Source organism: Streptomyces megasporus (assembly GCF_000718985.1).
Lineage (GTDB): Bacteria > Actinomycetota > Actinomycetes > Streptomycetales > Streptomycetaceae > Streptomyces > Streptomyces megasporus.
Window position 1 is genome coordinate 98,288 of sequence record NZ_JODL01000010.1, and the last position, 12,530, is coordinate 110,817.

The 12,530-nt window shown below is 70.8% G+C and carries 6 protein-coding genes; all 6 read left to right on the forward strand.

Going from position 1 to position 12,530, the window contains the following annotated elements; all coding sequences use genetic code 11:
• The first annotated feature begins 10 nt into the window (after positions 1–10).
• The 6 genes from IF47_RS0111320 (at position 11) to pulA (ending at position 12,484) form a co-directional block, all read left to right on the forward strand.
• Positions 11–1,030, forward strand: a complete 1,020-nt coding sequence (locus IF47_RS0111320) for a carbohydrate ABC transporter permease (RefSeq protein ID WP_031508523.1) — start codon at positions 11–13, stop codon at positions 1,028–1,030.
• Between the two features lie 5 nt (positions 1,031–1,035).
• The gene (locus IF47_RS0111325) at positions 1,036–1,959 is read left to right on the forward strand and encodes a sugar ABC transporter permease (protein WP_078591741.1); all 924 of its coding nucleotides are present in this window, start codon (positions 1,036–1,038) and stop codon (positions 1,957–1,959) included.
• Between the two features lie 74 nt (positions 1,960–2,033).
• A complete protein-coding gene (locus tag IF47_RS0111330) occupies positions 2,034–3,689 on the forward strand; it encodes a glycoside hydrolase family 13 protein (protein ID WP_031508526.1) in 1,656 nt (551 codons plus the stop codon).
• Positions 3,686–4,768 (forward strand): LacI family DNA-binding transcriptional regulator, encoded by a 1,083-nt coding sequence (locus IF47_RS0111335; RefSeq protein ID WP_031508527.1) that lies wholly within the window; start codon positions 3,686–3,688, stop codon positions 4,766–4,768. Before IF47_RS0111330 ends, IF47_RS0111335 begins: the two co-directional genes overlap by 4 nt.
• Positions 4,769–5,137: 369 nt before the next feature.
• Positions 5,138–6,844, forward strand: coding sequence for a carbohydrate-binding module family 20 domain-containing protein (locus IF47_RS0111340; RefSeq protein ID WP_031508528.1), 1,707 nt, complete (start codon positions 5,138–5,140; stop codon positions 6,842–6,844).
• A gap of 219 nt (positions 6,845–7,063) precedes the next feature.
• Positions 7,064–12,484, forward strand: a complete 5,421-nt coding sequence (gene pulA / locus IF47_RS0111345) for a pullulanase-type alpha-1,6-glucosidase (RefSeq protein ID WP_031508529.1) — start codon at positions 7,064–7,066, stop codon at positions 12,482–12,484.
• The last annotated feature ends 46 nt before the right edge of the window (positions 12,485–12,530 follow it).

A 12,530-nucleotide genomic window follows, 5' to 3' on the forward strand; every position in this document is an offset into this window, starting at 1 on the left:
GACCGACGACATGGCTGTCGAGACCGGCCGGTCGGTGGCACAGGCCGCGGGCGGAGACGCCCGCGGCCACGGCCGCAGGACCGGCAGAACGCCCGAGAAGGCGCCCGGACCCCTGCGCCGCGCCCTGGCCACCCACTGGTACGCCTGGGCGATGGTGGCCCCCGTGGTGATCGTCATCGCGGTGATCATCGGGTACCCGCTGCTCCGGGGCGTCTGGCTGTCCCTGACCAACGCGGACGAGGCCAACGTCGCCCGCACCATCGGCGTCAACGAGATCGAGGCGACGTACGAGTTCGTCGGTCTGGAGAACTACACGGCGATCCTCACCGACAGCGTCTTCTGGGACCGGCTCGGCTGGACGGTCCTGTGGACGGTGGGCTGTGTCTCCGTCACCTTCCTGCTCGGCCTGATGCTGGCCGTGATGCTCAACCGGAAGCTGCGCGGCCGGACCTTGTACCGCATCGCCATCATCCTGCCCTGGGGCATCCCCGCCTTCGTCTCCGTCTTCGCCTGGAAGATGCTCTTCAACGAGAAGAACGGCATCCTCAACGCGGTGCTGAGCGGCGGCGGCATCGACGGGGTCCCCTGGCTGGGCGACCCCACCTGGGCGAAGATCTCCGTCATCGTGGTGAACGTCTGGCTGGGCGTGCCCTTCATGCTCGTCGCCCTGCTGGGCGCCCTCCAGGCCATCCCCTCCGAACTGCTGGAGGCCGCCGAGGTGGACGGCGCGAACGCCTGGCAGCGCTTCCGCAACGTGACCCTGCCGGGCATCCGCTCGGTCAGCAGCACCGTCGTCCTGCTGAGCACCATCTGGACGTTCAACATGTTCCCGGTGATCTACCTGCTCACCCGCGGCGGCCCCGGCGACTCCACCGAGATCCTGGTGACCTACGCCTACCGGCTGTCCTTCCTCAACAGCCCGCGCGACTTCGCCACCTCCGCGGCCTGGGGCGTGCTGATCCTGCTGCTCCTGATGGCCTTCGCGGTGGTCTACCGCCGTTCGCTCCGCAAGCAGGGAGAGGTGTGGTGACGACGATGAACTCCACGGGAGCCACCACCGCGACCACGACGCCCGACCCCACCACGACCGCCTCGGTCCCGGCCGCCCCCGCGCGTCCCCGCCGTGTCCGCGGGCGCGGCGAGCGCGGCCCCCTGGCCTCGTTCGGGCTGCACGCGGGCCTGCTGCTGGCCGCAGTGGCCGCGGTGTTCCCGCCGCTGTGGCTGCTGGTGACGTCGTTCAAGCCCAAGAGCGACGCCTTCACCACCTCGCTGGTGGAGAACTTCACCTTCGAGAACTACGACCACGTCCTCAACGACACCTACTTCCTGACCTGGTTCGGGAACTCGGTGCTGGTCGTGGCCGTCACCACGCTGCTGGGCGTCTTCATCTCCGCCACCACCGGATACGCCGTCAGCCGCTTCCGCTTCCCCGGAATGCGCCCGCTGATGTGGACCCTGCTGATCACGCAGATGTTCCCGATGGCGATCCTGATCGTGCCGCTGTACAACCTGATGGCGCAGTTGGGGCTCCTCAACCAGCCCGTCGGCCTGATCATCACCTACCTCACCATCGCGGTCCCGTTCTGCGCCTGGATGATGAAGGGCTTCTTCGACACCATCCCCGTCTCCATCGACGAGTCCGGGCGGGTGGACGGCCTCAACCCCTTCGGCACCTTCTGGCGACTGATCCTTCCGCTGGCCAAGCCCGGCCTGGCCGTCACCGGCTTCTACAGCTTCGTGACCGCCTGGGCGGAGGTCGCCTACGCGTCGGCCTTCATGACCGGCGAGGAGAACCTCACCCTCGCCGGCGGCCTGCAGACCTTCGTCAACCAGTACACCGGCGACTGGGGGTCCATGACCGCCGCCGCGGTGATCATCGCCGTGCCGGCCGCGATCGTCTTCGGATTCGCCCAGCGCCACCTCGTCGCCGGACTGACCTCCGGAGCCGTCAAGTCCTGATCCGATCCCCGTCCGGACGGCGCCCCGTCCGGGCGGCACCTCGCGTCCCCCCACTCACGACCACCAGGGATGACATGACCCAGCACTCCTCAGCCCCCGCCACCGATACGGCTCCGGCCATCCGTACGGACGCCACGGGCGAGCCCACCGGCTGGTGGCGCGAAGCGGTGATCTACCAGGTCTACCCCCGCTCCTTCGCCGACGGCAACGGCGACGGCATGGGCGACCTGCCGGGCATCCGCGCGCGGCTGCCCTACCTGGCAGACCTGGGCGTCGACGCCGTCTGGCTCAGCCCCTTCTACGCCTCCCCGCAGGCCGACGCCGGGTACGACGTCGCGGACTACCGCGCCATCGACCCGATGTTCGGCGACCTGCACGACGCCGACGCCCTGATCCGCGACGCCCACGAACTGGGCCTGCGCGTCATCGTGGACGTGGTGCCCAACCACTCCTCCGACCGGCACGAGTGGTTCCAGCGGGCCCTGCGCGAGGGCCCCGGCTCGCCCCTGCGCGACCGCTACCACTTCCGGCCCGGCCGCGGCCGGAACGGGGAGGAGCCGCCGAACGACTGGGAGTCCATCTTCGGCGGCCCGGCCTGGACCCGCACCAAGAACCCCGACGGCACCCCGGGGGAGTGGTACCTGCACCTGTTCGCCCCCGAACAGCCCGACTTCAACTGGGAGAACGAGGCCGTGCGGGACGAGTTCCGCTCGGTGCTGCGCTTCTGGCTCGACATGGGCGTGGACGGTTTCCGCATCGACGTCGCCCACGGCCTGGTCAAGGCCCCCGGCCTGCCCGACATGGGACGGACCGAACAGCTCAAGCTGCTGGGCAACCAGGCGCTGCCGTTCTTCGACCAGGACGGCGTCCACGAGATCTACCGCTCCTGGCGGCGCATCCTCGACGAGTACCCCGGCGAGCGCATCGGCGTCGCCGAGGCGTGGACGCCCAGCCCCGAGCGCACCGCCCTCTACCTGCGGCCCGACGAGCTGCACCAGGCGTTCAACTTCCACTACCTGGACACCGGGTGGAACGCCGAGGCGCTGCGCGCCGTCATCGACGAGTCGCTGGACTCCATGCGTCCGGTCGGCGCCCCCACCACCTGGGTGCTGTCCAACCACGACGTGGTGCGCCACCGCACCCGGCTCGGCGGCGGCCTGGGCCGCGCCCGCGCGGCCTCGCTGCTGATGCTGGCGCTGCCCGGCTCGGCGTACGTCTACCAGGGCGAGGAGTTGGGCCTGCCGGAGGTCACGGACCTGCCGGACGAGGTACGCCAGGACCCGTCGTTCTTCCGCGACAACGGCCAGGACGGCCTGCGCGACGGCTGCCGCGTCCCCATCCCGTGGACGTCCACCGGCCCCAGCTACGGCTTCGGCTCCGGCGGGAGCTGGCTGCCCCAGCCGGAGGAGTGGGCGAAGCTGTCGGTCGAGGAGCAGACCGGCGACCCCACCTCCACGCTGGAGATGTACCGCAGCGCGCTCGCCGTGCGCCGTGAGCACCCGGCGCTCGGCGCGGGCGACGCCGTGGAGTGGCTGGACGACTTCCCCGCCGGGGTGCTCGCCTTCCGCCGCCGCGCCGCCGACGGCTCCGGCCGGGACTTCGTCTGCACGGTCAACACCACCGGCACCCCCGTGGAGCTGCCCACCGTCCCCGGCCGGGTGCTGCTGGCCAGCGGCGAGTACGACGGCGGGGCCCTCCCGGCGGACACCACCGTCTGGTGGGAGGCATGACGGAGACGGGCACGGTTCCCCCGGTCGGCGGCGCCGTCGGGGGAACCGCCCCGGGCACCGCCCGTCTCGCCGACATAGCGGCCCAGGCACGGGTCAGCGAGGCCACGGTCAGCAGGGTGCTCAACGGCAAGGCGGGCGTGGCGGCCGGCACCCGGCAGAGGGTGCTGGCCGCGCTGGACGTCCTGGGGTACGAGCGTCCCGTGCGGCTGCGGCAGCGCAGCGCCGGGCTGATCGGGTTGGTCATCCCCGAGTTGACCAACCCGATCTTCCCGGCGTTCGCCCAGGTCATCGAGCAGGCCCTGGCCGGGCACGGCTACACCCCCGTGCTGTGCACCCAGATGCCCGGCGGCGCCACCGAGGACGAGCTGGTCGACCAGCTCGTCGAGCGCGGCGTCAACGGGATCGTCTTCCTCTCCGGGCTGCACGCCGACACCACCGCCGACACCGACCGCTACGCCCGGCTCGCCGGCCGCGGCGTGCCGTTCGTGCTCGTCAACGGGTTCAACGAGCGCATCGGCGCGGCCTTCGTCTCGCCCGACGACCGTGCCGCGGCACGGATGGCCGTCCGCCATCTGACGGATCTCGGGCACGACCCGCGGCGCATCGGCCTGGCGGTCGGACCCATCCGGTACGTCCCCGTGCGGCGGAAGGTGGAGGGCTTCGCGGCGGCGCTGGCCGAGCGGGGCGTGTCCGACACCGAGGTGCGGAGGCTGGTCCGGCACACGCTGTTCACGCTGGAGGGCGGCCACGCCGCCGCGGGCGGCCTGATCGACGAGGGCTGCACGGGCGTGGTCTGCGGCAGCGACATGATGGCGCTCGGCGTGGTCCGGGCGGCCCGTCAGCGCGGGCTGGACGTGCCCGGCGAGCTGTCGGTGGTCGGCTACGACGACTCCGAGCTGATCGCCTTCACCGACCCGCCGTTGACGACCGTGCGGCAGCCGGTCAAGGCCATGGCGAACGCGGCGGTGAACGCGCTGTTGGAGGAGATCGGGGGGAACCCGGTCCAGCACACGGAGTTCGTCTTCCAGCCGGAGCTGGTGGTGCGGGGCTCGACGGCTCCGCCGTCGAACACGCGGTAGGCCGTTTTCGCGAGACGTCGCGAGAGCCGTCCCGCGAGCCGTTCCGGAGGCGTTCCCGGGGCCCGGCCCGGCCGGTCGGGCGCGTGGGGTCCATCACAAGGAACCCCCGACCGACCGGACCGGGATGGTGGTCGAACGTAGCACCGTGCAACTTCTTGCGAAAGAGGTTGCGCAGAAGAAACGGCGATGTTTCGGGGAAGTGTCCCAAGGTCTTGACGGTCATCGGGGACCGACCTACGGTCTCCTGCGCGAAGGTTTTCACCTCCTTTCAGTCTTCTTGCAGAAAGGTCCTTCGTCTCCACGGCCTTAAGGGCGCGGCGCGTTGCCCCCAGGCAGGTACTCGCATCTGCTTCCCCCACAGGAGGAAACGTGGCCAGAAGATCCACGGCCGCCGCGCTCGCGCTTGTCGCGGGCATGGCAGGCTCGCTCGTCGCCGTTCCGGGGCAGGCCCAGGCCGCCCCGCCCGGAACCAAGGACGTCACCGCCGTCCTGTTCGAGTGGAAGTTCGACTCGATCGCGCGGGAGTGCGTCGACCGGCTCGGTCCGGCCGGCTACGGCTACGTCCAGGTCTCCCCGCCCCAGGAGCACATCCAGGGCAGTCAGTGGTGGACCTCGTACCAGCCCGTCAGCTACAAGATCGCCGGACGCCTCGGCAACCGGGATCAGTTCCGGAACATGGTGAACACCTGCCACGCGGCGGGCGTCAAGGTCGTCGTGGACACGGTGATCAACCACATGTCCGCCGGCAGCGGGACCGGAACCGGCGGATCGGCGTACACCAAGTACGACTACCCCGGCATCTACCAGGGCCAGGACATGGACGACTGCCGGTCCGAGATCACCGACTACCGGAACCGGGCCAACGTCCAGAACTGCGAGCTGGTCGGCCTCGCCGACCTCGACACCGGCGAGCCCTACGTGCGCGACCGGATCGCGGCGTACATGAACGACCTGCTCTCCCTCGGCGTGGACGGCTTCCGGATCGACGCGGCCAAGCACATGCCCGCGGCCGACCTGGCGGCCATCAAGTCCCGGCTGACCAACCCGAACGCCTACTGGAAGCAGGAGGCCATTCACGGCGCCGGCGAGGCCGTCTCGCCCAGCGAGTACCTCGGCAACGGCGACGTCCAGGAGTTCCGCTACGCCCGCGACCTCAAGCGGGTCTTCAAGAGCGAGAAGCTCGCCTACCTGAAGAACTTCGGCGAGGGCTGGGGCCACATGCCCTCCGGCCAGTCCGGGGTCTTCGTCGACAACCACGACACCGAGCGCGGCGGCGACACCCTCAGCTACAAGGACGGCGCCGAGTACACCCTGGCGAGCGTCTTCATGCTGGCCTGGCCCTACGGCGCCCCGGACGTCCACTCCGGCTACGAGTGGACCGACAAGGACGCCGGTCCCCCCAACGGCGGCACGGTGAACGCCTGTTACCGCGACGGCTGGAAGTGCCAGCACGCCTGGCCCGAGATCTCCTCCATGGTCGCCTTCCGCAACACCGCCCGCGGGCAGGCCGTCACCGACTGGTGGGACAACGGAGGCGACGCCATCGCCTTCGGCCGCGGCTCCAAGGCGTACGTCGTGATCAACCACGAGTCCTCGTCGCTGAACCGCACCTTCACCACCTCCCTGCCGGCCGGCGACTACTGCGACGTGCAGAGCGGGAGGAGGGTGACCGTGGACGGCTCCGGCCGGTTCACCGCCACCCTCGGCGCCAACACCGCCCTGGCCCTCCACACCGGAGCCCGCACCTGCTCCGGGAGCGGGAACGGCGGATCGGGCGACACGGTCGGCGGCGCCTCGTTCAACGTCACCGCCGGCACGGTGATGGGCGAGAACATATACGTCACCGGCGACCGCGCCGAGCTGGGCGGCTGGAACACCGGCCGGGCGCTCAAGCTGGACCCGTCGGCCTACCCGGTGTGGAAGCTGGACGTCTCCCTGCCCCCCGGCACCACCTTCGAGTACAAGTACCTCCGCAAGGACGGCGGCGGCAACGTCACCTGGGAAAGCGGCGGCAACCGCACCGCCACCGTCCCGGCCGACGGCAAGGTCGTCCTGAACGACACCTGGCGCTCCTGACTCCAAAACCTCGAACCAAAACCTCGAACCAGCCCCTCGAACCGGCCCCTCGAACCGGGCCGCCCGGCCCCCACCCACTTCCCCGCCGGGCCGGGCGGCCCCAAGGCCCCGACCGCACTCCCCTCCCCACAGCCCCCCCGCAGACCACCCTCACCGGCCACCCCCACAGGTCACCCCCCACGCATCCGCACCGATCACCGCACCCGAGGAGAGCGACCCGTGACAGGTCCCCTGGCGCGCAGAGGAGGGGCCGCGAGCATCGCGGCCGCACTCCTGGCGACGCTCATCACCGCGGCGGCGCCCGCCCAGGCCGCACCGCCCGCGCCACCGTCCGACGCGAAACTGGCGGCCGAGCCCACCCGGCACGACCTGACGCGGGAGCAGTTCTACTTCGTCCTGCCGGATCGTTTCGCCAACGGCGACCCCTCCAACGACCGCGGTGGCCTGAAGGGCGACCGCCTGACGACCGGCCACGACCCCACCCACAAGGGCTTCTACCACGGCGGCGACCTCCGGGGCCTGATCGAGAGGCTCGACTACATCAAGGGCCTGGGCACCACCGCCATCTGGATGGCGCCCATCTTCAAGAACAAGCCCGTCCAGGGCGAGGGCGAGAACGCCTCGGCCGGATACCACGGCTACTGGATCACCGACTTCACCCGCGTCGACCCGCACTTCGGCACCAACGCCGAACTGCGCGAGCTGATTGACAAGGCCCACGGCAAGGGCATGAAGGTCTTCTTCGACGTCATCACCAACCACACCGCCGACGTGGTGGGCTACGAGGAGAAGTCCTCCTCCTACCTCTCCGAGGGCGCCTTCCCCTACCTCACCAAGGACGGGAAGCCCTTCGACGACACCGACTACGCCGACCGTGCCGCCGGGAAGAAGTTCCCCGCGGTCGACCGGACCTCCTTCCCCCGCACCCCCGTGGTCGCCGAGGACGAGAAGGACGTCAAGGTCCCGTCCTGGCTCAACGACCCGACGATGTACCACAACCGCGGCGACTCCACCTTCGCCGGCGAGAGCTCGCTCAACGGCGACTTCCACGGCCTGGACGACCTGTGGACCGAGCGTCCCGAGGTCGTCGAGGGCATGAAGAAGATCTACCAGCGGTGGGTGAAGGACTTCCGGATCGACGGCTTCCGCATCGACACGGTCAAGCACGTCAACCTGGAGTTCTGGACCCAGTGGGCCGCGGCGCTGGACGAGTACGCCGCGAAGCGGGGCCGCGACGACTTCTTCATGTTCGGCGAGGTCTACAGCTCCGACCCCGCCCAGATGGCCCCCTACGTCACCCGGGGCAACCTCGACGCCACCCTCGACTTCGGCTTCCAGGAAGCGGCCCGCTCCTACGCCTCCCAGAGCGGACCGGCCGCCAAGCTCTCCGACCTGTTCGCCCAGGACCACCGCTACACCACCGGCCGGTCCAACGCCTACGAACAGGTCACCTTCACCGGCAACCACGACATGGGACGCATCGGCGCCTTCCTCCGCCAGGACAACCCCGACGCCGACGACGCCGAACTGCTGCGCCGAGCGGAACTCGCCAACGAGCTGATGTTCCTCACCCGCGGCAACCCGGTGATCTACTACGGCGACGAGCAGGGCTTCACCGGCGCCGGCGGCGACCAGGACGCCCGCCAGCCCCTCTTCGCGTCCAAGACCGCCGCCTACCTCGACGCGGAGAAGAACGACCGGATCGGCACCGACCGCACCCACGCCCAGGACGCCTACGACACCGACCACCCCCTCTACCGGTCCATCGCCGCGCTGTCGAAGCTGACCCGCGAACACCCCGCCCTGCGCGACGGCGCCCAGATCGAGCGGTACGTCGAAAAGGCGGGGGCGACCGGCGACGGCCCGGGCGTGTACGCCTTCTCCCGCATCGACGCCAAGCGGCGCACCGAGTACCTCGTCGCCGCCAACAACAGCGAGAAGGCCCGCACGGTGAAGATCCCCACCGGCTCGCCGAACACCGCCTTCCGCGCCCTCCACGGCGACCCCGGCGCCGACGGCACGATCCGCACCGGCGGCGACACCACGCTGACCGTCACCGTCCCCGCCCTGTCCACCGTCGTCCTCAGGGCGGGCAAGCCGCTTCCCGCACCGGACGCCAAGCCCACCGTCGCCCTGAAGGCCCCCGCCGCGGGCGCCACCGGCACCGTCGAGATCACCGCCGACGTCACGGGCGGGGACGGCCTGAACCGCGTCGTCTTCGCCGCCCAGACCGGCGACGGGAAGTGGCACACCCTCGGCACCGCCGACCACGCCCCCTACAAGGTCACCCAGTACCTGGGCGAGGACGTGAAGGCCGGCACGCCGCTGCGCTACAAGGCCGTCGTGGTCGACGGCACGGGACGCACCGCGAGCGACCGGGCGACCTCCACCGCCGGCCAGGCCCCGCCGGAGCGGAAGCCCTCGGCGGTCGAGAGGGACTGGGCCGTCGTCCACTACCACCGCGCGGACGGCGACTACGACGGCTGGACGCTGACCTCCGGCGAGCAGACCGCCGCCTTCACCGGCCGCGACGCCTACGGCGCCTTCGCCTGGGTGAAGGTCGCCGACGGACAGTCCGGGCTGACGTTCACCGTCACCAGGAACGGGACCGCGGACGGCCCCGAGCGCACCATCGACCTGGCGAGGACCGGCGAGGTGTGGATCGAGCAGGGCGAGGACGAGGTCCTGGACGAGCGGCCCGACGGCGTCTACCCGCCGCAGGACGAGAAGAAGGTCGTCCTCCACTACCACCGCGCGGACGGCGACTACGACGGCTGGGGCCTCCACACCTGGACCGGCGCCGCCGAGCCCACCGACTGGTCCAGGCCGCTGATGCCCACCGGCAGGGACTCCTTCGGCGTCACCTTCGAGGTGCCGCTGGCCGAGGGCGCCACGTCACTGAGCTACATCATCCACAAGGGTGACACCAAGGACGAGAACGCCGACCAGTCGCTGGACTTCGCCACCCACGGCCGCGAGGTGTGGAAGCTGTCGGGCACGCCCGGCTTCCTGCTGCCCACCACCGGCAGCGCCCCCGACCTCGACCCGACCAAGGCCGAGGCGCAGTGGATCGACCGGAACACCGTCGCCTGGAGGATCAAGGCCGCGAACGCCGGCAGCGAGCAGCTCGTGTACGACCCCGAGGGCACCATCGCCGTCGAGGACGGCGCCCTGTCCCACGAGGGCCACTGGCTGCGGCTGACCCCCGTCCCCGGCGGGCTCACCGAGGAGCAGCGGAAGAGGTTCCCGCACCTGAGCGAGTACGCCGCCTTCACCGTCGACCCGCGCGACCGCGACCGGGTCCGCACCGCCCTGCGCGGCCAACTCCTCGCCACCCAGCGCAACGGCGAAGGGGCCCTGACGGCGGCGACCGGCGTCCAGATCGCCGGCGTCCTCGACGACCTCTACGGCGCCGAGGCCGCCAAGGCCGACCTCGGCCCGGTCTTCGACCGCCAGGGCCGTCCCACCCTCTCGGTCTGGGCGCCCACCGCGCGGAACGTCGCCCTCGAACTCGACGGCCGCACCGTGGCGATGCGCCGCGATACGGCCACCGGCGTCTGGAGCGTCAGGGGCAACCGGAGCTGGACGGGCAAGCCCTACCGCTACCAGGTCACCGTCTGGGCGCCCTCGGTGCGGAAGCCGGTCGTCAACAAGGTCACCGACCCCTACTCCACCGCCCTGACCGCCGACTCGAAGCAGAGCCTGGTGGTGGACCTGGACGACCCCCGGCTCGCCCCCAAGGGCTGGAAGGCCCTGGAGAAGCCGGCGGCGGTGCCGCTGCGCGACGCCCGCATCCAGGAGCTGCACATCCGTGACTTCTCCGTCGCCGACCCCACGGTGAGCGAGAAGCACCGCGGCGGCTACCTGGCCTTCACCGAGAACTCCTCGAAGGGCATGGAGCACCTGAGGAAGCTGGCGGACGCGGGCACCACCCACGTCCACCTGCTGCCCTCCTTCGACATCGCCTCCATCCCCGAACGCGCCGCCGACCGCGCCGAGCCCGACTGCGACCTGGCGGCCCTGCCCGCCGACTCCGACAAGCAGCAGGAGTGCGTCGGCAAGGTCCGCGACAAGGACGCCTACAACTGGGGATACGACCCGCTGCACTACACCGTGCCCGAAGGCTCGTACGCCACCGACCCCGACGGCACCACCCGCACCGTCGAGTACCGGAAGATGGTCCAGAGCCTCAACGCGGCCGGACTGCGGGTCGTCCTCGACGTGGTCTACAACCACACCATGGCCGCCGGACAGGACGAGAAGTCCGTCCTGGACAGGATCGTGCCCGGCTACTACCACCGGCTGACCGAGGACGGCACCGTCGCCACCTCCACCTGCTGCGCCAACACCGCGCCCGAGAACACCATGATGGGCAAGCTCACGGTGGACTCCATCGTCACCTGGGCCAAGCAGTACAAGGTGGACGGCTTCCGCTTCGACCTGATGGGCCACCACCCCAAGGAGAACATCCTGGCCGTCCGGAAGGCGCTGGACTCCCTCACGGTGGAGAAGGACGGCGTCGACGGGAAGAGCATCGTCCTCTACGGCGAGGGCTGGAACTTCGGCGAGGTCGCCGACGACGCCCGCTTCGTCCAGGCCACGCAGAAGAACATGGCCGGCACCGGCATCGCCACCTTCTCCGACCGGGCCCGCGACGCGGTCCGCGGCGGCGGACCCTTCGACGCCGACCCCGGCGTCCAGGGATTCGCCAGCGGCCTGTACACCGACCCCAACTCCTCGCCCGCCAACGGCAGCCGCGAGGAGCAGCGCGAGCGACTGCTGCGCCACCAGGACCTGATCAAGGTCGGGTTGTCCGGCAACCTCGCCGACTACACCTTCACCGACAGCTCCGGGAAGCGGGTCAAGGGCTCGCAGGTCGACTACAACGGCTCGCCGGCCGGCTACGCGGAGGCGCCCGACGACGCGCTCGCCTACGTCGACGCCCACGACAACGAGACCCTCTACGACGCCCTGGCGTTCAAGCTGCCGAAGGACACCCCGGCCGCCGACCGCGCCCGGACGCAGGTCGTCGCCATGGCCACCGCCGCCCTCTCCCAGGGGCCGTCCCTCAGCCAGGCGGGCACCGACCTGCTGCGCTCGAAGTCGCTGGACCGCAACTCCTACGACTCCGGCGACTGGTACAACGCCATCCACTGGGACTGCCGGAACGGCAACGGCTTCGGCCGCGGTCTGCCCCCGTCCTGGGACAACCAGGACAAGTGGTCCTACGCCAAGCCGCTGCTGACCTCCGCCACCCTCACCCCGTCCTGCCGGGAGATCGAGGGGACGTCCGCCGCCTACCGGGACCTGCTGACGATCCGCTCCACCGAGCGGGTCTTCGACCAGGCCACGGCGGCCGACGTCCAACGGGCCCTGTCCTTCCCGCTGTCGGGCAGGGACGAGACCCCGGGCGTGATCACCATGCGGCTGACGGACGGCGGGGACGACCTCGTGGTCGTCTTCAACGCCACGCCCGAGCGGCGGACGCAGACCGTGGAAGCGCTCAAGGGCGGCTCCCACACCCTGCACCCGGTGCAGGCGTCCGGCGCCGACGAGGTCGTGAAGACCTCCTCCTTCGACGCCGCGACGGGCACCTTCACCGTCCCGCCGCGCACGGTGGCGGTGTTCACCGCACGGTAGGGGCGGAGTGGGAACCCTGACGGGGGGCGGGGCGGTACCGGGCGAC

What these genes read in the sequence shown, in the direction of transcription:
- IF47_RS0111320 (WP_031508523.1), top strand. Translation starts at nt 11, where the DNA reads ATGGCTGTCGAGACCGGCCGGTCGGTGGCACAGGCCGCGGGCGGAGAC.
- IF47_RS0111335 (WP_031508527.1), top strand. Translation starts at nt 3,686, where the DNA reads ATGACGGAGACGGGCACGGTTCCCCCGGTCGGCGGCGCCGTCGGGGGA.
- IF47_RS0111325 (WP_078591741.1), top strand. Translation starts at nt 1,036, where the DNA reads ATGAACTCCACGGGAGCCACCACCGCGACCACGACGCCCGACCCCACC.
- IF47_RS0111330 (WP_031508526.1), top strand. Translation starts at nt 2,034, where the DNA reads ATGACCCAGCACTCCTCAGCCCCCGCCACCGATACGGCTCCGGCCATC.